Here is a 21,189-nt window from a genome sequence, read left to right as displayed (position 1 = left end):
GGATAGTGTTACCGCCGTGGCGGAAGCTCCGGACCTGGGTGGCTATGAAGTGGTCGGCCGGCTGGCGGTCGGCGGCATGGCGGAGGTGTATCAAGCACGCGCGCGCGAGACGACGCAGCGCTCCCCGGGCGAGCCCGAGGAAGTCGTCATCAAGCGGCTGCACCCGTCCTTCCGCAACGACCCCGCGTATGTGAAGGCCTTCGTCGACGAGGCGAAGCTCACGGTGCGCCTGCGCAACGCGCACATCGTGCGGACCTTCCGACTGTTCCGCGCCGGGCCCGACTACCTGATGGTGCAGGAGCTCGTGAGTGGCCGGACGCTCGGCTACATGCAGGAGCTGCTCATCAAGGCGGGCGCCGCGATGCCGCCGGAGTCCGCCTGCTACATCGCGTGGTGCGTGCTCAAGGCGCTGGACTACATCCACCGCGCCAAGGTGGGGGAGAACGGCTCCACCATCGTCCACCGCGACGTGAACCCCGCCAACGTGCTCCTGGGCATCCAGGGCGACGTGAAGCTCACCGACTTCGGCGTGGCGGAAGTGGAAGGGATGATGCGCGGCGAGTCCGGCGCGCTGCGCGGCACGCTGCCGTACATGAGCCCGGAGCAGGTGTTGGGCCAGGCGGTGGACGCGCGCACGGACCTGTACGCGGTGGGCGTGATGCTCTGGGAGCTGTGGGGCGGCCGTCGCCTGTTCACCGGCGAGAACGAAGCGCAGCTCATGCACCAGGTGCGGGACGCGCGAGTGCCGCTGTTGTCCACGGTGTCGCCGGACCTGCCGGACTACGCGGCGCAGGTGGCGCGCAAGGCGTTGTTCGCGGACCGGGCGCGTCGCTTCCAGTCCGCGGCGGAGTTCATCAAGGCGCTGGAGGTGCTGTCGCGCCGCGCGGGCTGGCCCCTGACGGTGGAGGCGCTGCAGCCTCTCTTGGGCGGCTGATGCGCTCGCGCCGGGCGGTGCTCGGGCTGGTGCTGGGAAGCGCCGTCGTCGGGTCGGGCTGTCTGGGCGTGGTGCCCTTCCATCCGCGCGCCTACGACGAGGCGGTGCGGGTGGAGGCGGTGGACCTGGCCTTCACGCGCGAGGGCACCGGGACGCTCACGCTGAAGCTGAAGGTGACAAACCCGTCCTCCGACGCGGCCTCGCTCACCCGAGCGGACATCGACCTGCGGGTGGATGGCCAGCGGATGATCACCGGCGAGCAGGTGATGGTCGTGCCGCTGGATGGCCGGAGTGAAGTCCCGCTGGAGCTGAGCTTCCCCCTGGCCGTTCCCCGTTCGGCGGCCCGTCCGGAGCCCACGCCCCATGCGGTGCGAGTGGAGGGGGGCGTGGTGCTGCGCTTCGGAGGCTCCGAGCGGAGAGCCCCCTTCCGGGATGCGCGCGTGCTGGGCATCGCGTGGATGCCGGGCGGAGCGGCGGCCCCGACGGGTCCCTGATTCGCTCAGCTCTTGGCTTCGGGTGACGAGCCGGAGTCCGGAGGCGACTCGTTGTCGGCGCGGCGCGCGGCGTCCCGGGCTTCTTCCTTCACGGAAGGCGAGGACCCGCCGTCGCGGGGCGTGCCTTCGGGCAGGCCGGGCACGGAGCTCTTGAGGCGGCTCATGCGCACGCGGTCGATGCGGGCGCCTTCCTTGGTGGCCACGACGAACTGCCAGCCGTTGTAGGTGAAGCGCTCGCCCACGTCGGGCAGGTGGCCCGCGAGCGACGACAGGTAGCCGCCCAGCGTGTCGAAGTCGCCCTCGGGCAGGGGGAAGCCGAAGACCTTGGTGAACTGGTCCACCTCCATCGCGGCGTCCACCAGCGAGGAGCCGTCGGCCATCTTCTCGACGAGCTTCTCCTCCACCTCGAACTCGTCGCCGATGTCGCCCACGATTTCGCGGAGGATGTCCTCCAGCGTGACGACGCCCATGAAGCCGCCGTACTCGTCGACGACCATGGCCATGTGGATCTTCCGCTTCTGCATGTCCCGGAGCAGGTCGCCCACGGGCTTCATCCACGGCACGAAGTGGGCGGGGCGGATGACGTCCTGGAGGACGATGAGCTCCGGGTGCTGGAGCAGCGGGATGAGGTCGCGCGCGTGCAGCACGCCGACGATGTGGTCCACGTCGTCCAGGTACACCGGGATGCGCGAGTGGTTCTCCTCCGCCAGGATGCGCAGCACCTCGTCCGGCGGGGTGGTGACGTCCACGGAGATGACGTCCGTGCGGTTGACCATCACGTCGCGGCAGCGCTTGTCGGACAGCTCGAAGATGGAGCGGATGAGCTGGGGCGCGCTCTTGTCCACCTCGTTGCGGGCGGCCTGGGCGGCGAGCAGCTTCTCCAGCTCCTCCAGGGGCGGGGGCGGCGGCTCGAAGCGCAGGGTGCGGCCGAAGGTGCGGGCGCCCAGGTTGAGCAGGCCCAGCATGATGCGCATGGGCGGGTAGAGCAGCAGCACCAGCACGGACACCAGCGACGCGAGCCGCAGGGCCCAGCGCTCCGGGTTGCCGTTGGCGAGGCCCCGCATGGTGACCTCCATGAGGCTCGCGAGCACGCCCACGAAGAGGGCGCCCGCGCACACGGTGGCGACGGGCACCCAGGCGGCCTCGCCGTAGCGGCTGAAGTCCAGCAAGCGCGGGGGGACGAACGCGCCAATGGCGGCGGCCAGGAAGCCGCTGAGCACCATGCCCAGGCGCAGGGCCGTGGCGGTGGCTTCACGCTCCGTCTTGTGACGGAGCACGCGGCGGGAAGCGGTGGTCTTGCTCTCCTCGGCGAGCTCCTGGGCGCGCAGGTCCGAGGTCCCGTAGAGGGCGGACTCCGCGGCGGCGACCAGGGACCTCGTGAAACAGAGGGCCAGGCAGGCGACCCAGAGGGTCCAGGTAGGCATAGGGCGACGTTCTTATCCCGTGCTAGACGGGCATACCACCCTGGCGGGAGGCACCATGCGGGGACGTCGGATGTACGTCATTGGCGGACTGCTGGGCCTGCTGGCGCCCGCGGCGGCGCTGGCCTGGCCGGTGGACCAGGCCCTGACGCTGGAGCCGGGCAAGGAGACCTTCCAGAAGCTGACCGCCGTGGACTGGGCGGAGGTGGAGGACCCCTCCGTGGTGTCGGCGGAGGCGCTGTCGGGCAGTGGCGAGCTGCTGCTGACGGCCCACAAGCCCGGCGTCACGCAGATGCTGCTCTACGCGGAGGGACGCTTCGCCGTGTGGCGTCTGGCGGTGGGACCCACCGAACTGGAGAACTTCGCGCCCCAGCTGGCGGCGGCGAAGAAGGCGTGTCCGGACCTGAAGGCGACGCAGGGCGTGGACAAGTCGCTGACGGTCACCGTGAAGAACGGCGCGTGCCGCACGGCGCTGCGCGAGCTGCTGCGCACGGAGGCGTATCTGGCGCGGGAGCTGGACCTGACGTTCGACATGCCGCAGCTCCAGGCGCAGTTGGAGGACTTCACGGCGGGGCTGCCACCCGGACTGGCGGTGCGCTACAGCGGCGCGGGGCTGGTGCTGACGGGCAAGACCGACCGGGCCGGGCACCGCAAGGCGCTGTGGGAGCTGTTCCGCCGCGCGGTGGGACGCGTTCCGCTGGAGGACCGGGCGGAGGTGGAAGCGCCCCCGAAGCCCGAGTCCCCGCCGGAGGAGGACACCGTGGACCCGACGGTGTCGGACGTGCCCGCGCCGGACGCGGGGATGGTGCCCGTGAAGGGCAAGCCGAAGGCCGCCGTGCCGGGCAAGAAGAAGCGCTGAGCGTAGGGTTCCCCGGATGAGGCGGGACGTCCTCCGCCCGGGCCTCCGCTTGCGGTATGACTTCCGGCGGAGGTCCGACGATGACGGGTAGAGCGATGCGCGCGGTGCTCACGTGGGGGCTGGTGTTGGCGGTGTGGCCCATGGCCGCGCGGGCCCAGGTGGATGCGGACAACGGCGACGCGGTGGTGGTGGACATGCCGGAGCCGGACCGCGGCTGCCCGGCGAAGCCGGAGTTCATGCCGATGACGCCCATGGCGCTGGTGGGAATCGAGCGGATGGGCTGGCTGGTGCACCAGGCCATCATCCCCACGGGGAAGGACAAGTTCTTCCAGGCGGGGGCGCGCAGCCGCTCCGGGGTGAAGCCGGTGCCGGCGGAGATGGCGCGCAAGCTGGGGGCGCCCGACACGAAGGTGCCGCTCTGGGTGTTCGGCAAGGAGAACTCGAAGGCGTGCAAGGCGACGCCCACCGCGTGGTGGGCGGTGCGGATGGGCACGGACGAGGACCGGCAGACGTACCTGATGGCGGAGGTGGCGGTGGAGTGTGAGCTGCTGCCGCCCGGAAGGCTGTCGGGCACGCCCATCGCGGTGCGACAGAAGGACGAGCCCACGGGGTGCAGGCTGCGCCGGCCCAATCGCAGTCAGACGGGCAAGGATTCGGATGGCCTCCCGCCGGACTACGCGGAGCACATCCCGCCGCAGGACTGCGCGTCCCCGGAGTGCGTGCGGTTGTGGGAGTACTTCGGCGTGACGGGCGGCGAGGACTCGGCGGGTGCGTTTGATTTGACGGTGTCCTATCTGCACCGCAATGGCAGCAACCCCTGCAACTGGGCCACGGATGACCTGTCCAAGTTGTTCGTCCGGCACGCGGAGAGCACGTCGTTGCAGGAGTTGAAGCCGGGCGGCGTGCTGTTCGGCGGGCTCTGGGACTTCAACGGCCTGCGCTACGTCCTGAGCCGGCAGATGGGCGTGTTCTACGCGTACGACTATCAGCAGTTGAAGGCGCCCAGGCCGAAGATGACGCCCAAGACCGTGCGCTACGGCAGCCCCACGGAAGAGGACCTCATCCACGCGAAGCGCAGCCTGTCGCCCTGCAAGAAGTAGCTGAAAGACATCGCCGGACAATGACGGTCATACGCGGAGCCCCTGGACGCCGCCCTTTGCCCAGACGCCCAGAGGGCTTTTCGAAAAGCACTTGATTTTCACGAGCCGCTCAAGAAAAAGTGGGCCCGTCGTTATTGCTATGCCCGCTTGAAGCAGTGCTCCCCCAAGCGAACGCACGAAGAGTCTGAAGTGCTTCGGCCAGCCCTCTTCAGGGTTGGTGCCGACCCGTGGGTCGGTCAAGGGGAGTTCATTCATGCAGTGGCTTGGGTTGTTCCGCGTGGGCCGGAAGGCCGCGCTCATCTTGCGTTTGCTGTGCGTCGCGGTCGTGGTGGCGGGGACAACCCCGGCCGCCGCGGCCCCGTGCAGCGCATCCGATACCTCGCCCCATACCTGCTCGCAGGGCGTCTGTGGTGGCGCCGCCTACTGCGTCGGAACGTCGCTGGGAGAATGCGAGCCCACGGGCACCTCGAGCGTGACCTGCAACGTCTGTGGTCGCGCTGGATTCAAGACCTGCACGGACTTTACGCTGAACACCCAGTCCTGCAGTGCCTACCGGGCGGAACTCTGCAACGGCTGTGATGACGACGGGGACGGAGAGGTGGACGAAGGGCTCACCGGCGGGCCCTGCACGATGCCCAATGGCTGCTCCGGCGTCGTGGCCTGTTCGGCGTCGGGGCCCACGTGTGTCGTCGGCCCTGACAGCCGCAAGGCCTGTAGCACCTGTGGCACGGGAGGGACCCAGGCGTGTCTGATGAACGGCGCGCTCGGCCCCTGTCAGCCCCCGGTGGCTGTGCGCGAAGTGTCCTGCAATGACTGTGATGACGACCGGGATGGGGTCGGGGACGGCAACGCGAGTACCGCGGAGAGCTGTAACGGCCTGGATGACGACTGTGACGGCCGCATCGACGAAGGGGCCCAGGGGTGGGACGGCGAGGTGTGCGGTCTGAGCACCAGTGCCTGCTGTCCCGCGACCTGTGCCTCCCTGGGGAAGAACTGCGGCAGCGTCTCGAACGGGTGTGGCGGCACGCTGGAGTGTGGCTCCTGCCAGGGAGGGCAGGTCTGCGGCGGCGGAGGCGTGGCCAATGTCTGCGCGACCTGCGCCTATGTCTCCAAGACCACGGCCTGCGCGGGGAAGAACTGCGGCACGGTCTCCGATGGCTGTGGAGGCTCCCACACCTGCGGCACGGGAACCTGCACCAGTCCCCAGACGTGTGGCGGCGGCGGAACACCCAATGTGTGTGCCTGCACGCCCACGGCCCAGGCCACGGCTTGCGCGGGGAAGAACTGCGGCGCGGTGCCTAATGGCTGTGGGGGCACGTACACCTGCGGAAGCGGGGTCTGCACGTCGCCGCAGACCTGTGGCGGCAGCGGCACGGCCAATGTCTGTGGCTGCACCCCCATTCCCCAGGCCACGGCCTGCGCGGGGAAGAGCTGCGGCACGGTCAGCAACGAGTGCGGTGGGACCTATACATGTGGTGCCACCTGCACGAGTCCCCAAAGCTGTGGTGGCGGCGGCACGCCCAACGTCTGTGGATGCACGCCGAAGACCCCTGCCGAGGTCTGTGGTGAGCGCGAGTGCGGCAACGTCAGCAATCGATGTGGTGGCCTGGTGGAATGCGGGACGTGTTCCCAGGGCACGTACTGCAAGGCAGGTGGCATGTGTCAGTGAAAGGGGGGGATGTGATGGAAACCGATCTCAGGAATTCAGGTTCACGTCGTTCGAAGCAGTTCCTCGCCTCATCCGTCCTGGCGCTGTACCTCGTGCAGGTGTTGAGCAGCTGCGGCCCCCTCCCGGTGGAGGATGCACGCAGGGCGGCTTCGTCCCATCTGGACGGGGCGACAAGCCTGACGCTGCCCGCGTCGACGGTCCTGCCCACGGAGACCGTGAACGGCGTCGCCACGGGACTCACGGTGGGCCGTCTGGATGTCTCCACGGACGGTGCCGCGACCTATGCCCTGCCCCTGTGGGTTCCGCCGGGGCGGGCGGGCATCCAGCCGTCGCCGACGCTGTCCTACAACAGCCGGGGCGGCAATGGCCTGCTGGGCATGGGCTGGTCCGTGAGCGGCTTCTCCCGCATCACCCGTTGCAATCCCTCACTGGACGGGGCGGGCAAGCGCCTGCCCCTGCAGTTCACCCAGGCGGATGACCTCTGCCTGGACGGGGCGCGGCTGGTGCTCATCACCGGAACCGCGGGCTCCATCGGCGCGAAGTACCGGACGGAGATCGACAGCTTCTCGCAGGTGACGGTCACCGACGCGGACGCGCACAGCCCGAAGCAGTTCGAGGTCCGCACCCGCGATGGGCAGATCCTCACCTACGGCGGCTATGGCGGGGCCGCGGAAGGCTCCGTGGTGGAGGGCTCTCGGGTGATCGTCTCGGCCGTTCCTCCTTCATGGGTTTCCGCGACGTACACCGGGGCGCCTCGCGTCCGGTACGCTTGGTCCGTCTCGAAGGTCGAGGACCGCAGCGGCAACTTCATGCGCGTGCTCTACACCCGGACGGAGAATGACTCCGCCGTCGAGCAGGTGCCGTCCTCCATCGAATACACGGGTTCGACGGCGACCGTCCCCCAGCTCCAGCCGCTCCGGCGCGTCAGCTTTCATTACGAAGACCGGCCGGACGCGGATGTCCATTACGTCGCGGGCTTGAAGCTGAGGTCCTCCCAGCGGTTGACCCACATCTCCATGGCGGCCCCGGTGGATTCCCAGGGCGCGGTCATCGAACGGCTCCGCGAGTACCGCTTCACCTACCGGAACGACAGCATTTCGAAGCGCAGCCTGCTGACCAGCATCGAGGAGTGCGACGGGAAGGAGGTCTGCCGCAGCCCGCTCCAGTTCGAGTGGGAGAAGGGCATCGAGCCGTATCGCGACGACTACTACGAGAAGATCAACACGGGCATCACGGACATGGCCGCCAACGGAGTCGTCTACCCGAACGATCCCCTCCAGAGCGCTGACTATCTGGGCCTCGACTTCTGGACGCTCCAGACGCTGGACATCAATGGGGACGGCCGGGCCGACATCCTCTACCGATACACGGGCGTGACGAGCAATGGCGTGCGTCTGCCTCCTGTCTGGAGGTACCGGCTCTCGACCGGGCTGGGCTTCGGCCCCGCGCAGGCCGCCAACAACCTCCCCAGGGCCGTGGTGGGGGATTCGCTGGATGAGCTGATCACCGTCGACATGGACATGGATGGGAAGACCGACATCATCGGCTTGAACCGGGTGAACTCCGGTCATCCCACGGCTCCCTGTGACGGGCACTACCAGCTCTACCGCTCCACGGGGTCTGGCTTTGAAGCGAAGTGGAACAGCGGCGAGGAACTCTACGACCTCTGCTACGACTCGGTGCAGGACGTACCGGCCCCCATCATGCACGTCGCGGACCTGGACGGCGATGGCCGGCCGGACCTGCTGCGCTCGCGCCAGCCGATTGCGTCCGCGAGCGTCGCGAACTGGAGCTACCGCCTCAACACCACCACCAATGCCGGGGTGACCTTCTCGGCGCCCACCCGTATCGGAGGGGACTTCGCTCGGACCGCGGCGCCCGGCGGCTTCGCGACGGACATGGACGGGGATGGCGCCGTCGACGTGTTGTTGCGGCAGCCTGCCTCCACCGCGACGGTGGATGGCTTCGAGCAGTTCTACTCGGCGGTGGAGGTCGCTCCGACGCCGTGCTCCGGTGGACCCGCGGGGACGTCGTGTCCCGCGGAGGCGGTCGCCACCCTGGCGGCCCTGCCCTGGGATTACATCCAGCGGCCCCAGGGCCCCTATCACCACCTGCAGCGGTGGTTCCTGGACGTCAACGGCGATGGCCTCCAGGACGTCGTGAGCATGGCGAAGGAGGCCAAGATCGGCGGAGTGCGCACGCCCCGGGATCTCCTGCTCTCGCTGAACACGGGCGTGGGCTACCTGTCGCCCGTGCACCTCGACATTCCGCTGGGCGCGATGCCCAGCCCCGTCCAGGTCAACGAGGGGCGCTACATCGACAACGGGGTCCGCATCCTGGACTTCAACATGGACGGCAAACAGGACCTCCTGTTGATGGACTCGTTCAATGACGGGGTCTATCCCAACTCCGTGAACCGCTCGAAGGTGACGGTCCTCGAGTCGACGGGCAGTGGCTTCGTGCCGCGGACCCTGACGACCGTCCCCACGGGAATCAGCACGGGCAGTGGTGGTGCCCTCCAGCCCCAGACGCAGCCGGGAACCGGTTTTGGCTACCGCCTGTCGCGCCTGTTGGATGTCGACGGCGATGGCCTCACGGACCTGGTGCAGGCGGAGCCCACCGGAAACCTCAACGAGTTCTCGCTTCAAATCTACCGCCGCCAGAACATCCGGCCCGACTTGATGAAGGCGGTGCTGGACGCCAATGGCAACCGGACGACGGTGGGCTACAGGGCGTTGACGGACTTCCGGTTCGGCACCGCGCTCTACACGCCGGGAACGTGCACCTATCCCCAGTACTGTGCCTCGTCCGCGCTCCCGGTCGTCGGAAGCCTGCAGGCCCCGGATGGCAAGGGGGGAAGCCGCTACGCGAGCTTCAGCTACGCGGACAGCCGCTATGCGCTTCGAGGCCAGGGGTGGCTGGGTTTCGCCTCCAGGACCACCTACGACTCGACCACCCTGCAGACGTCCACGGTGCGGATGGACAACGCCCGGCAGGCCGGGTCGCTCTATCCCTGGGCACGCTTGCCCTACCTGGAGACGACCTCGATTCCCGCGTCCGCCAGTGTGACCCTTTCGCGGCAGACCACCCGGAAATGGGAGCTGCGCAACGGGCCCGAGAACCGCACGAAGTTCCTGTGCCCGACCCTCGGGTTCTCTTCGGAGTCCGACAGCGAGCAGGGCCAGCTCCGGGATGTCGTCACGAACCGGGACTGTGATGCCTACGGCAACATCGTGAGCGAAGAAACGCTCGTGGCGAATGATGCCCAGGACATGAACCCCAACCGCCATCGGGCGGAGGTGAGCTACTCGAACTACACGCCCAACTGGACGCTGGGCATGCCGATGTCCAGGACCGAAACCGACAGCATTCCACAAGATGCGCAACATCCAGCGGGAGGCGTTGCCTCGCGCACCGTGCGCTACAGCTACTGCACGCAGCATGAGTACCAGGAGGAAGAGACGGAGCAGTGCCCGGACTCCAACCTGCTGCACAAGGTCGTCGTCGAACCGAATGCGACGGGGACGGCGGGCGCCGACGTCTGGTTGGCGACGACGGTGGGACGGGATGCGACAGGACAGGTGACGTCCCAGAAGCAGCGGATCCGTCAGGGCATCGTCAAGTCGTTCTCGCTTCGCGAGTACGACCCGGTGGAGCGCATCTTCCCAGTCGTGGACCAGACGTTCCTGGCCGACGACCTCTCGGCTCCGTCACACCGCATGGAGCGGCTGTATCACCCGGGCCTGGGCGTGCTGGCCATCCAGGAGGACGCCAATGGCGTGCGCGAGGAATGGCGCTACGACGGATTGGGTCGCCTGAGAAGGCAGGGTGCCCCGCACCGGGTGGGAAGCCAGGCGGTGGCGTCCGCGGCGCACAGGACCGTGAGCTACGGAAAGGAGCAGTCCCGGACGACCGTCACGGTGAAGCAGGACGGCGGCGGGGAACACGTGAGCCTCCTGGATGGCTTCGAGCGCCTCGTCGAGGAGCGCGAGCGGGCTTCGGATGGGACCTGGAGCCATGCGTCCCGGGAGTACGACGCGCTGGGACGCCTGTGGCGGCAGTCCTTCCCCTATTCCGACCGGGAAGCGCCCGCGTTCACCGTCTTCACCTATGACAAGGCGGGACGGCCTCTCCAGCAGGAGGCTGGTGGCACCATCAAGGAGTGGCGCAAATACGAAGGGCGCAACGTCCGGCAGCGGAGTGGAACGTCGGAGCGGGTGCTGGTGGTGAATGCCCGTGGGCAGGTGGTGGAAAGCCAGGACTACAAGACGGTGGGCAATCCCCAGAGTGCCGTCATCACGCACCTGAGCTACGGCCCCTTCGGAGTGGTGGATTCGGTGGAGGATGCCAATGGCAACCTCACCACGATGAACTACGACGTCCTCGGGCGCCGCACGAGGCTCGTGACGCCGGAGGCAGGTGCGTCCGAGACCCGCTACGACGCCCTGGGCGCCGTCCGCGAGCAGACCAACTCCCTGGGGAACGTCACCACCTTCATTCGTGACTTCCTGGGACGGCCGGTGTCGGTGCAGACGCCGGAGGGCGTCTCGCGCTTCGAATGGGACACCGCTCCGTTTGGCGTGGGGGCCCCGGCCTGGAGCAGGTCCGGTCCTTCCGCCACTTCGAGCCCGACGGATGTGGTGCTGACGTATGGCTACGACGCCTTGGGCCGCTCACTGTGGGAGGCCACGAGTGTGGATGGGGGGGGCAGCACGTACCGGGTCGACCGGGGCTACGACGCCTACGGGCGCATGGCTTCGCTCATCTACCCGCAGGTCGACTCCCAGCTGCGTCTGGGGACGACCCTTGAGTACAACAGCCACAACGGGCGGTTCAGCGGGATCCGCGACACGGTGACGGGGCAGTCCTACTGGCGCGCCCTGGAGAGCAACGCCGCGGGGCAGTTGACGCGGGAGCTCTTCGGAAACGGTGTTTCGTCCCTGAGCCGTTATGACAATCAGGGGCGGCTCCGCTTCATCGAGTCCCAGGGCAGCCAGGGCACGCTCCAGCGGCTCGCCTATGCATGGCATTCAGGGGGGCAGCTCCGTCTCCGGAATGACATGCTGGCCAATGTCCAGGAGAGCTTCTCCTACGACGCGCTGAGCCGGTTGACGACGTGGGATGTGAAGACTGCCTGCAATACCTCGGCGACGAGCTTCGCCTACGACAACGTCGGCAATCTGTTGCAGCGCAACGTGGTCCAGCAAGGGCCGGACGCGTTCACCGAGCAGCAGGGCTACCGGTATGGCGAAGCAGGGGCTGGTCCCAACGCGATGACCGGGATGGGCGGAGAGGTGTTCGGGTATGACGACGCCGGCAATCAGCTCTCCTGGGCGGCGCCCAACGGGGACTACCGCCAGGTGACGTACACGTCGTTCAGCCTGCCCAAGGTCTTGGAGTCGGCGCAGGCGGGGCGGCTGGATTTCACGTACGACGCCTTCCAGAAGCGGGTCTTGAAGCTGCGCAACAACGGGGACTCCACCCTCTACGTGTCGGGGCTCTACGAGAAGCGGGGGACGGCGGGTGTCGTCTCGCACGTCTTCCTGATTCCCGGGGCGAGCGGGCCGGTAGCCCAGGTGCAGTGGACGGCGGCAGGGGGTGGATTCAACGCCGAGACCCTCTATCTCCACGGCGACCACCTGGGCTCAATCGAGACCCTCTCGAACCAGGCGGGAGGCATGGTCCAGCGGCGGAAGTATCAGCCCTTCGGCGCGCAGGCGAACCCCTTGAATCCGACGCAACGGGTGCTGCCGACGACGGACTCCATCCGCCTGGGCTTCACGGGCCATGAGGACGACGCGGAGTCCGGGCTGGTGAACATGAGAGGCCGGCTCTACGACCCGCGCGCGGGACGTTTCCTGTCGGCGGATCCGTTCGTCTCCGCGCCGTTCTCCAGCCAGGGGTACAACCGTTACAGCTACGTCTTCAACAATCCCCTGTCGATGACGGACCCCTCGGGCTTCACCGCCGAAGGCGTCACGGGTTGTTACGGGTGCGGCGGGCGAGGCGGTGGAGTGGGACTGGACCTGACCAATCCTGCGGCCGCAATTGGTGCCTGGCTGGCTGACACGGCCGTTACCGCGGCCCATGGGATTGTTGAGATCGTCACGGGAATCTCGGATTGGAACGGCACCGCGCAGAAAATGGATGATGTGAGCGATGGCTCCAGTCAAGCCGTCTCCAACCTTGCGAATTCCGCTTGGGATCATGAAGTCAACAAGTCCTGGCAGGAGCGGGCGCTGTTCGCCGCCTACCCCGTGGCCTACATGAGCCTGGAGCCGGTGACTGTTGCTTTTGGAGCTGGGATCGCGGGCTACTCCAAGAGCGGAGTGCTGGGGGCTGGACGGGGAGCCATTGATTCGGTCGTCCCCGTGTTCAGTGCTTGGACTGCCTTCTCCAAGGCGGAAGATGCTTGGTATAATGGTAACTACCGAAGTGCTGGATTCAATGGAACTATGGCCGCCGTTGCGACCGTTGCTGTCGCAGGGAGTCTGACGGATGGGGCGGGTATCGCCCTGAAGGGCGGAGGGCGCTCGACGACGCGGCTCTGGCGGGCCGTCGAGCCAGACGAGTTGGCTGATGTTTTTCGATTTGGCGATTACAATATCCACCCGAATTCGACCTTCAAGAGGTTTGCTTTCCTTGAGGCTGACCTGGATTCATTTATCAAGGCAAATCCGGATCGCACCTATATGAAGACATATGTTGATATTCCGACGGAGAAGCTTCCCTTTATGACAGAACACCCTGATCCGGGTGGGGTGGGTCGAGCCGTGGGGATTGACGTGTATGAGTTCCCTGGTTTTTATGATTGGTTCCTGGGTGGGATCAAGGTGATTCATTGATTCTCTATCGTCCCGTGGGTGTTGAAGAGCTTCTGTTGATCTATCGCTCGGGGTTGAGGTGTTTCCCGCCACGGCTGCCTGGACAGCCCATTTTCTACCCTGTGCTCAATGAGGAGTACGCCATTCAGATTGCTCGCGACTGGAATGCGGCGGGTGAGGGGTTGGTGGGGTATGTGATGGTTTTTGATGTTGATGATGAGTACTCGAAACTGTTCGAGCCTCATCAGGTTGGAGGACGGATACATCAGGAACTCTGGGTGCCCGCCGAGGCTCTGGATGAGTTCAATTCCCACATCCAGGGCATCATTCGCCTGGCCGCCGCGTACTTCGGGCCTGGTTTTGTGGGGCGCGTGCCGAATGCGTTCTCCCTGCGCGGCAAGGATGCTGGCGCCCAGTTGGAGGCTCTCCGGGGAATTCACAGGTACAGCCTGATGGACTTCCACGGGGAGGTTGTGGCGAACCATGAAACCGTGTTCGCGCATTTCCCCTACTGGGAGCAGCACGTCGCCATGGATGCGCCGCGCAATGCCGAGGGGACGGCTTTGTTGGCCGCAATCAGGCGAGTATGGGCTGGCGCGTTCCCCTCGATACCCTTGGGGGTTCAGGCGCGCACGCTGCCCTCATGATGGCTTCACCCGTGCGCCGTGCTGAAGTCTGGCGCATCGCTGTGTCTGGTTTCGCGGGCAAGACGCAGTGCCCGCGCAGCCGCCGATGAAGTTCGAGGCTGGCTCCAGCACACACCGCCCTGTGTGAGCTGGAGCCATGGGGGGCTTGAACTCCCAGGAGGGTTTCGTGGTCGATGACTATTCGAAGGATGCCGCGAATATCGTGAAGGTCGTCTTCCCTGAGGCGAAGGCTCAGGAGGACGGGACCTGGGTCCAGGAGTGGAGGATCCGGACGGTCGGAGCGGTGAACCTTGTTTCCGACGACGATCTTGCGCGTCTCGGGCAGTCGCTGTCCCAGCCCGACTTCTGGGTCCAGCCGGTGCGAAGCCCTGCTGGGGATTCATTTGTCTTGAGGGTGGTGATGTTCTCGGACGCGAAGCAGGGAAGGTTCCTGCTCCACTCGTACGGCATGCTTCGGTTCTTCGATGAGCACTTCGCGCGCATCGCGTTCGTGGAGGATCGTCCACGGAATGATTGGTCGGCGTTGCGCGCGTGGCCGTCCCAGGAGTGATGGAGTCGCTAATGGAGCTGCGGTACTTCAAGCATGTCGCTGAGTCCGAACATGGGGAGGGCTTTGCCTTCCTGGAGGTCGTGGACGGGTGGCCCCGTCGCCAGATCGAGGTCTACGGCGCTGTGTGGCGGTGGGGAGATGCAGCACATCCTGAATGGCTGGCGGACCAACCCCTGACGGAGCTGGACCTGGGCGAGGAGCACGAGGTGCCCGCCGCAGTGCTCGAACGCACCCGGGAAGAAGCGCTTCGACGGTGCCCTCGCCCTTTGTGAAGGGGCGATGCCGTACCGCTCAGTGCGCGCTGGACCCATGATACGTCTTGCGCAGTTTCAGGACCGGCACTTCCACGGTGCCGTTCTGCCCGCTTTGGCAGAACCACAATGAAGTCCGTGGCAGCGCGCCGTTATGCCCGTGCGTCAGCCCGTTGTAGACGGATCCGGCGATGAGGTAGCGGAACACCTGGGGCGCGGTAACGCTGACCAGCTCGTTGTTCTGCTGCATCTCCTTCCACACGACGCAGTACTGCTTCAGAGCCGCCCAGGCCCCCTTCGAATAGCGGGGGCTCGCCAGCATCCACACTTCCAGCTGGGGACACGTCTCCCCCTCACCGTCGTCCGCCGCGCCGTAGTGCATCGCTTCGCAGACCTCGTCCGCGCGCGCCTCGTTGAAGGTCACGTCACCTTGCGCCTGCCAGCCCGCGAGCCGCGACAACGTGAAGCGGCGCATCATCAGGGCGTCGTCCTGGGTCAGCGACGGACCCATGAACGCCTTGGGCTCCGGGAGCGCGAACGCGCCGCCTCCGTGCGGACCCACGCCCGCGTCCAGCACGTAGCCGCCCCAGGTGTACATGAGGAAGAGTGACCACGCGTCCTTCACGAACGCTCGATACGAGGGCGGCGTCGCCAGGGCCAATCCCCAGTCGAGGATGTCTGTCATTGCCGCGACCGCCCAGTCGTCGGATTCCTTGTACCAGTAGTACCAGCGGTAGGCCGTCTTCGTGGCCCCCGCCAGGAACGCCTGCATGCCCCGCACCGTGACGTTCGGGTGCGCGGCGAAGTCCCGCGTGTACGCCGCGACCTGCGCGTCGAGACACCAGAAGTAGATCTTCACGCCCGAGCCCACGCGGGCCGCCAGCAGCTTGGGCTCGGCGATGTCTCGCTGGCGATCCGTCGGCGGTGGGCCAATCCAGGTGTAGTGGACATCCATCCGCGGCGACTCCAGGAGAATGAGGAGCCGGCAGTCTATGGACGCGCCTTCGTGTTCACCAGGACTTCAAAATTCCCGGGGCGCACCGTGCTGCTACGTCGGTTCGACCTCCGTCCAGGGACCCTTCCTGGTGGGTTCCTTCAGCGCCTCCGCGAGCGCCGCCAGGAAGCGCTTGCGTGGCCACGTCTCCGCGCCGAAGCGCTCCAGGTGCTCCGTCTCCACCTGACAGTCGATGAGGTGGAAGCCCCAGCCCTTGAAGCGCTCCACCGCCGTGGCGAACGCGACCTTCGACGCATCCGGTGCGAGCGCGAACATGCTCTCCCCGAAGTACGCCGCGCCCAGCGACACGCCATACAGCCCGCCCACCAGCACCTCATCGTCCCACGCCTCCACCGAGTGTGCGAGCCCCAACCCGTGCAGTGTGATGTACGCCTGTTTCATGGCGTCGGTGATCCACGTGCCGTCCTGCCCGGGGCGGTGCACGCGCGAGCACGCGTCGATGACCTTCGCGAACGCGGTGTCGTAGCGCACGGTGTACGTGCCCCGGTTCATCACCTTGCGCAGCGAGCGGCCCACGTGGACCTTCGCCGGCTCCAGCACGAAGCGCGGGTCGGGCGAGTGCCACAGGATGGGCTGCCCCTCGCTGTACCAGGGGAAGATGCCCTGCGCGTAGGCGGCCACCAGGCGCTCCGGGCGCAGGTCTCCGCCCACCGCCAGAAGACCGCTCTTGTCCGCCTTGCCCGGAGGGGGAAACAGCTCCGGCTCGTCATCGCTCAACAGGTAGATGGGCACTTTCGCGCCCCAGTCTAGCGGGACACGTTGAGCTTCACGTCACCCTTCAGGGTGTAGGGCAGTTGCAGCATGGGGCCCTTCACCTCGCCCTTCACGCTGTAGGGCAGGGTTCCCTTGGCGATGAGCGCCTTGACGCCCGGCCCCCACGTTTGCTGCGTCACCGATACCTCCACCGGGTACACGCCCGTCGCGGACGCATCCACGGTGTCCGCCTGGGCGACGGTGCCCTCTTCCAGCGGCTTGTCCGCCACGAAGACCTGGTAGGTGAGCGAGTCGAGCCGCAGCGGGAACGGGTTCGGGTTGCGTACGCCCAGGCGCAGGTTGAGCTGCACCTCCTCGGGCGAATAGCGCGCGCCGTCCAGGCCCTCCACGATGATCTCCGGGAGGCGGGGCACGCGCACGGCGCGGCTCGCGGCGAAGGGCAGGGTGTCCTCGGTGTCGCCCGTGCGCACCACCAGCGTGCCGCGCAGGGCGATGAGCACCGTGCCGCCCTGGGCGCTCAGGCGCGTCAGGTCCTCGGGGCTCTTCACGTAGGAGGAGCGCTCCTCGAAGGAGAAGTCCGCGGGCGTGCCCGGCGCGAACGGCACGCCCAGCTTCGCGGTGCCCGTCTTGATGACCTGTCCGTCGGAGACCAGCTCGTAGTCGGCGCGTTCAATCACGCCGTTGGCGGTGCCCGTCACCTGCCCGGTGTAGCGCACGGCGGCGTCGGTGAGCCCCTGGGACACCACGGCGGTCTCCTGCGCCGTGAGGGCGGGGGGGCCGCCGGAGCGGACCGGGGCGGAAGCACACCCGGCAAGGAGGGCGAACACCACGGACACCACGGACAGCCGGCAGGTCGAGCGATTCACGTTGGACATTCTGGGGAGGCGGGGGGCTGGCCCCAAGGGGTTTTCCGCTAGACTGTCCACCAACCGTGGCTCCCCGACGTCCCAACTTCAACCGCACCCTGCGCTCCCTCATCCGGGACATCGCCGCCCGCATGCCCGAGTTCCGGCATGTGAAGGTGGGCCGCATCCTGGTGGTCGCGGGCGAGGCCCGGAGGGCGTCACGTGGCACGGTGAAGCCGCTGTGCTTCAAGGGCGGCAAGAGCGTGGACAAGGCGGGCCGGCGCAAGCCGGTGGTGCGCATCCGGGACCGGCGCATGCTGTACTGCATCACGCTGCGGCCGCTCTTCTTCCGGGGCTCCACCGCGAAGGCGCGGCTGGAGACGCTGATGCACGAGCTCTTCCACATGTCGCGCCGCTTCGACGGCACGCTGCATGCGGGCCGCCGTCACGCGAAGCTGGGCGACGAGTTCGGTCGTCGGCTGCGGCCCCTGGTGCGGCGCTACCTCAAGCTGTGTCCGGAGGCGCTGCTCACCGCCCTGGCCCATTCGGGCGAGGTGCGCGTGCTGCAATGGCTGGAGCGTCCGGGCCCCGCGTACGACCCGCGCATGGCGAAGCGCCGCGTGCGCAAGGTCTACACCGAGGAGCAGCTCTTCTCCGGCGTGGCCCGCATGGTGACGCCGCGTCCCCGGGTGGTCCGCGAGACGGGCGCCCGCGACGACAAGGTGCACTGAAGGCGCGTCACCCGTGATGTCCGTGCCCTCCGACTTCGTCAGCCTTGGCGCGCTCCACCGCGCACTGGAGGAGCTGTTCCTCCTGCACCAGGAAGCGCTGATGGGCATGGAGCTGCCCGTGGCCCGTGAGCGGCTGTCGCGCTACCGCGAGGACCTCACGCGGCACCTGGAGGCCGAAGAGGCGCTGCTGCTGCCGGAGCTGCCCCGGGCCGGAAGGATTCGCGGGGCCGCGCCGGAGCTCTTCACTGGCGAGCACCAGCGCATGCTGGAGCTGCTGGCGAAGTGTCAGGACGCGGTGGACGCGTTGGAGCCCTCCGCTGCGGACTACCGCCGCGCGGTGCTGCGGGTGTTCGACATGGAGAGCACGTTCAAGCACCTGGAGCACCACCACTCGCTGCGCGAGGAGACGTACCTGTTCCCCGCGTTGGATTCAGTGCTGGGGGAGGAGGAGCGACAGGCGTTGCTGGCCGCGTTCCTCGCTCGTGCGGAGCCTCCTGCGCGGTAGCAGGTGTCGCACGGGTGGATGCATCCGGAGGCACGGACCTTCAGGGGGCGCTCCCGGATGAGCGGGCGGGCAGGGGGGCTGTAGGCCGCCTGTCTATGCCGGGCTTTAGGGCGCGCGTGCTGTCTTTCGCACGCATCCGGCCCTGACTCAGAGGGGCGGCTCGAACGAGGTTTCCTCACGGTGGGGCGCGGGCTTCTGGCGCGGTGGCTGACAGGGTTCTGCTTCTGGGCGCTCGTGGCCCTGGGCCTCACGGGCTGCGACCCGGGCGTGGAACTGACGCCGTGCGCCGCCGACTGCGAGGGCGTGGCCTGCCTGGCCTGTGTCTCCTCGCGACCCGAGGAATCGCTTCGCCCCGCGCTGGCGTGTGATCAGCTTCCGGCGCCATCGCGGTGCCTGGGGCCTCGCGTGCTGGAGCGCTGCGAAGGCGGCGCCGTGCACCGGGAGGACTGCTCCGCTGACACCACCTGTGTCGAAGCGCCCTCGGTGGCCTGTGTCACGGGCTCCGCGTGTGTCGATGGTGTCTCGCGGTGCACGGAGTCCCGGGGCTTGCAGGTGTGTTTGAACGGCCGGTGGACCTCTCGGGCCTGCGACGCCGGCTGTGAAGCCGCGCCGGGCCGGGGCTTCTGCGGCGCGCCCGGCCCCACGCTGAGCGGTACGGTGCGCTACGCCCGCCGCTTCCCGGATGCGGAGTTCCGCGCCTGGACGCTGGACGCGCAAACCGTGCCTGCGCAGGGCTTCCTCATCGTGTCCTTCCAGAGTCGCACCGTGCTGGACTCGCAGGTGACGGACGACGCCGGACGCTTCACGCTGAAGGTGCCCTCCACCTCCAACGAGGACGACCGCATCGTCGTGTACGCGGCGGGGCGGGGCCGCGACGGCGAGGTGGCCTACGCCGTGGCGGATCCCGGACTGCCGGGCGCGCAAGCGGTGCCGACAGCGCCAGGAGACGCGGCTCGCATCTGGAGCTGGGCGCGCACGACGCGCGAGTTGTCGGAGCAACCCACGCTCACCCTCACCGAAGCGGAGGGCTCTGGCGCGGCGGCCGTGTTCGACGTGCTGGGCACGGCGTGGCGCCGCATGCGTGAGCGCTACAACGGGCGGGACGGCCTGCCCGTGGTGGCGTGGCTGGGCTTCGGGACGACCTGGTCCTGCGGCGCGTGCTTCGCCCAGTGGCCCGTGACGGCGGTGGGCCGCGAGTGGTCCGCGCAGGTGTGGTTGCCCGGGGACTCGGATGCGGCGTGGTGGTCGGACGCGATGGTGATGCACGAACTGGGGCACTGGGTGATGGCCAGCCGGGGCTCCAGCCCCGACGAGGGTGGACCGCACTACGTGGGCGTGCCCACCTTTCCGGGACAGGCGTGGAGCGAGGGCTGGGCCACATGGTTCAGCGCCGACGCACGGCGCAGCCCGCGCTACTACGACCGGCAGGGCGGGACGATGTTCTGGGTGGACCTGTCCGCGCGCGCCTCGTCGGTGAGTCCCTGGACGCGGCCGCACGCGGAGGAGGGCCTGCTGCAACGCGTGGATGAAAACGAGGTGGCCGCCATCCTCTACCGCACCGCCACCGCCACTCCGTCGAGTCAGCCGCTGTACGACGCGCTCGCCGCGCCCTCGATGAACCGCGCTCCCTGGGCGCGGGGCTACACGCGGCACACCTGGAGCCGGGACGCGAAGGGCGCGCTCACGGACGTGGTGGACACCGGCAGGTCCTCGCCGTTCCTCGCGGACTTCCTGGATGCGTTGGTGTGCCAGGGCTTTGCGCGCACCCTCGTGGATGCGGCCACCGAACCCGCCTCCGCCTTCCCGTATCCCAGCCACGAGCCCCTGTGCCCATGAAGCTGCCTCGCTCCCGACTGCGAACACGGCTGGCGGGCGCCATGCTGGCCCTGGCCCTCGTGGGGGCCTTGTCGGCGGGCATGGCCTCGGGCGTGGACCGTGCGCGGCGCAAGAAGCTGCCACGGGCTTCCGAGCCGCCACCCCAGGCCGAGGAGGTGCCCCAGCGTTCCTCGCGGACACCGCACCTGTCGGCACGTCCGGCCTCCCTCCTCGCGCGCGCGGATGGCGCACGGGACGCGCTGTCGGGTGAAGGGCAGGGCTCGGCACCCCGTGCTGGAAAGCCGCACGACCTGGCTTCTTCCCCGAGCACCGTTTCCGTGGCGCTCACGCCGGACTCGGGGGATGACGCTTCCTCAGCGGACAGCGCGGCATCACCGCCGACGGTGCTTCACACCTCGGCCAGGATCCCCGCGCCCCTGCATGTCTCCTGGCGGGTGGTGGAGTCGCGCGAGGACTCCGTGCGGCTCGTCGCGCGGCTGGAGCGCAGCCCCGGCTTCACCGCTCCCGTGCGGGTCTCCCTGCGCGTGCCTTCACGGGTCCTGCTCCAGGACGGCCCCATGTCGCCAGCGGTCCTGGAGGCCGACGTGGAGGAAGTCTCCTGGACGCTGCACCTTCCCGCGGGCACGCGTCCCGAAGAGGACCTCGTGCTGCTGGCGAGCGCCGAAGGTGAGTCCTTCGGAGTCCACGCGGAGGCCCGCTATTCCTTTGGACGGACGCTCGCCGAAGCAGCACTTCCCGTCCCCCAAGGGCCTCCTCTTCCCGACAGCCTCATGCGGGCCCGCGAGTGAACCCCG

General features: G+C 67.9%; 17 protein-coding genes. 13 read left to right on the top strand and 4 right to left on the bottom strand.

Translation table 11 applies throughout. The features are described from left to right. Positions 1 to 16: 16 nt before the first annotated feature. Positions 17 to 934: a serine/threonine protein kinase gene (locus OV208_RS22735; RefSeq protein WP_120540240.1), complete on the top strand. Its 918-nt coding sequence runs from the start codon at positions 17 to 19 to the stop codon at positions 932 to 934. Continuing rightward, entirely contained in the window at positions 934 to 1,428 is a 495-nt protein-coding gene (locus OV208_RS22730; protein ID WP_267575976.1) for a hypothetical protein, read from the top strand. The genes OV208_RS22735 and OV208_RS22730 overlap by 1 nt, the downstream gene beginning before the upstream one ends. Positions 1,429 to 1,433: 5 nt before the next feature. Here the strand turns inward: OV208_RS22730 and OV208_RS22725 are convergent, their stop codons facing one another. Next, positions 1,434 to 2,852, bottom strand: a complete 1,419-nt coding sequence (locus OV208_RS22725; protein ID WP_267575975.1) for a hemolysin family protein — start codon at positions 2,850 to 2,852, stop codon at positions 1,434 to 1,436. A gap of 55 nt (positions 2,853 to 2,907) precedes the next feature. Between OV208_RS22725 and OV208_RS22720 the strand changes: the two genes are divergently transcribed. From OV208_RS22720 to OV208_RS22690, 7 genes are all read left to right on the top strand, one after another. Continuing rightward, positions 2,908 to 3,708: a hypothetical protein gene (locus OV208_RS22720; RefSeq protein WP_267575974.1), complete on the top strand. Its 801-nt coding sequence runs from the start codon at positions 2,908 to 2,910 to the stop codon at positions 3,706 to 3,708. 80 nt (positions 3,709 to 3,788) lie between these two features. Next, positions 3,789 to 4,808 carry a hypothetical protein gene (locus tag OV208_RS22715; protein WP_267575973.1) on the top strand — a complete coding sequence of 340 codons (1,020 nt, stop codon included), beginning with the start codon at positions 3,789 to 3,791 and terminating at the stop codon, positions 4,806 to 4,808. A 253-nt stretch (positions 4,809 to 5,061) separates the two neighbouring features. Beyond that, the gene (locus OV208_RS22710; protein WP_267575972.1) at positions 5,062 to 6,477 is read left to right on the top strand and encodes a hypothetical protein; all 1,416 of its coding nucleotides are present in this window, start codon (positions 5,062 to 5,064) and stop codon (positions 6,475 to 6,477) included. 14 nt (positions 6,478 to 6,491) lie between these two features. Further along, a complete protein-coding gene (locus tag OV208_RS22705) occupies positions 6,492 to 13,322 on the top strand; it encodes an RHS repeat-associated core domain-containing protein (protein WP_267575971.1) in 6,831 nt (2,276 codons plus the stop codon). Further along, positions 13,319 to 13,948: a hypothetical protein gene (locus OV208_RS22700; protein ID WP_267575970.1), complete on the top strand. Its 630-nt coding sequence runs from the start codon at positions 13,319 to 13,321 to the stop codon at positions 13,946 to 13,948. The genes OV208_RS22705 and OV208_RS22700 overlap by 4 nt, the downstream gene beginning before the upstream one ends. A 145-nt stretch (positions 13,949 to 14,093) precedes the next feature. Further along, on the top strand, positions 14,094 to 14,498 hold the full coding sequence (locus tag OV208_RS22695) for a hypothetical protein (protein ID WP_267575969.1): 405 nt from the start codon (positions 14,094 to 14,096) through the stop codon (positions 14,496 to 14,498). Next, positions 14,498 to 14,770, top strand: a complete 273-nt coding sequence (locus tag OV208_RS22690) for a hypothetical protein (RefSeq protein WP_267575968.1) — start codon at positions 14,498 to 14,500, stop codon at positions 14,768 to 14,770. Before OV208_RS22695 ends, OV208_RS22690 begins: the two co-directional genes overlap by 1 nt. 19 nt (positions 14,771 to 14,789) lie before the next feature. Here OV208_RS22690 and OV208_RS22685 read toward each other — a convergent pair whose 3' ends face one another. The 3 genes from OV208_RS22685 to OV208_RS22675 form a co-directional block, all read right to left on the bottom strand. Continuing rightward, positions 14,790 to 15,704 (bottom strand): hypothetical protein, encoded by a 915-nt coding sequence (locus tag OV208_RS22685; protein WP_267575967.1) that lies wholly within the window; start codon positions 15,702 to 15,704, stop codon positions 14,790 to 14,792. A gap of 93 nt (positions 15,705 to 15,797) precedes the next feature. After that, on the bottom strand, positions 15,798 to 16,496 hold the full coding sequence (aat, locus tag OV208_RS22680; RefSeq protein ID WP_267575966.1) for a leucyl/phenylalanyl-tRNA--protein transferase: 699 nt from the start codon (positions 16,494 to 16,496) through the stop codon (positions 15,798 to 15,800). Positions 16,497 to 16,510: 14 nt separating this feature from the next. Then, on the bottom strand, positions 16,511 to 17,353 hold the full coding sequence (locus tag OV208_RS22675) for an LEA type 2 family protein (protein WP_267575965.1): 843 nt from the start codon (positions 17,351 to 17,353) through the stop codon (positions 16,511 to 16,513). Positions 17,354 to 17,409: 56 nt separating this feature from the next. Between OV208_RS22675 and OV208_RS22670 the strand changes: the two genes are divergently transcribed. The 4 genes from OV208_RS22670 (at position 17,410) to OV208_RS22655 (ending at position 21,183) form a co-directional block, all read left to right on the top strand. Continuing rightward, complete coding sequence (locus tag OV208_RS22670; protein WP_267575964.1) at positions 17,410 to 18,054, top strand: hypothetical protein; 645 nt, start codon at positions 17,410 to 17,412, stop codon at positions 18,052 to 18,054. A 16-nt stretch (positions 18,055 to 18,070) separates the two neighbouring features. Then, a complete protein-coding gene (locus tag OV208_RS22665; RefSeq protein WP_267575963.1) occupies positions 18,071 to 18,559 on the top strand; it encodes a hemerythrin domain-containing protein in 489 nt (162 codons plus the stop codon). 180 nt (positions 18,560 to 18,739) lie between these two features. Continuing rightward, positions 18,740 to 20,395 carry a hypothetical protein gene (locus tag OV208_RS22660; RefSeq protein WP_267575962.1) on the top strand — a complete coding sequence of 552 codons (1,656 nt, stop codon included), beginning with the start codon at positions 18,740 to 18,742 and terminating at the stop codon, positions 20,393 to 20,395. Continuing rightward, complete coding sequence (locus tag OV208_RS22655) at positions 20,392 to 21,183, top strand: hypothetical protein (protein WP_267575961.1); 792 nt, start codon at positions 20,392 to 20,394, stop codon at positions 21,181 to 21,183. The genes OV208_RS22660 and OV208_RS22655 overlap by 4 nt, the downstream gene beginning before the upstream one ends. Positions 21,184 to 21,189 lie beyond the last annotated feature (6 nt).

The sequence above is a fragment of the Corallococcus sp. bb12-1 genome (genome assembly GCF_026626765.1).
Classification (GTDB): domain Bacteria; phylum Myxococcota; class Myxococcia; order Myxococcales; family Myxococcaceae; genus Corallococcus; species Corallococcus terminator.
The sequence above is the reverse complement of the archived record's forward strand: the minus strand, read 5'-3'. Positions and strand labels throughout refer to the sequence as shown.

Bases quoted from the DNA above. Each gene is read 5' to 3' on its own strand.
- OV208_RS22730 (WP_267575976.1), top strand. From the start codon at position 934: ATGCGCTCGCGCCGGGCGGTGCTCGGGCTGGTGCTGGGAAGCGCCGTC.
- OV208_RS22725 (WP_267575975.1), bottom strand. From the start codon at position 2,852: ATGCCTACCTGGACCCTCTGGGTCGCCTGCCTGGCCCTCTGTTTCACG.
- OV208_RS22720 (WP_267575974.1), top strand. From the start codon at position 2,908: ATGCGGGGACGTCGGATGTACGTCATTGGCGGACTGCTGGGCCTGCTG.
- OV208_RS22715 (WP_267575973.1), top strand. From the start codon at position 3,789: ATGACGGGTAGAGCGATGCGCGCGGTGCTCACGTGGGGGCTGGTGTTG.
- OV208_RS22710 (WP_267575972.1), top strand. From the start codon at position 5,062: ATGCAGTGGCTTGGGTTGTTCCGCGTGGGCCGGAAGGCCGCGCTCATC.
- OV208_RS22705 (WP_267575971.1), top strand. From the start codon at position 6,492: ATGGAAACCGATCTCAGGAATTCAGGTTCACGTCGTTCGAAGCAGTTC.
- OV208_RS22690 (WP_267575968.1), top strand. From the start codon at position 14,498: ATGGAGTCGCTAATGGAGCTGCGGTACTTCAAGCATGTCGCTGAGTCC.
- OV208_RS22685 (WP_267575967.1), bottom strand. From the start codon at position 15,704: ATGGATGTCCACTACACCTGGATTGGCCCACCGCCGACGGATCGCCAG.
- OV208_RS22675 (WP_267575965.1), bottom strand. From the start codon at position 17,353: ATGTCCAACGTGAATCGCTCGACCTGCCGGCTGTCCGTGGTGTCCGTG.
- OV208_RS22665 (WP_267575963.1), top strand. From the start codon at position 18,071: ATGTCCGTGCCCTCCGACTTCGTCAGCCTTGGCGCGCTCCACCGCGCA.
- OV208_RS22655 (WP_267575961.1), top strand. From the start codon at position 20,392: ATGAAGCTGCCTCGCTCCCGACTGCGAACACGGCTGGCGGGCGCCATG.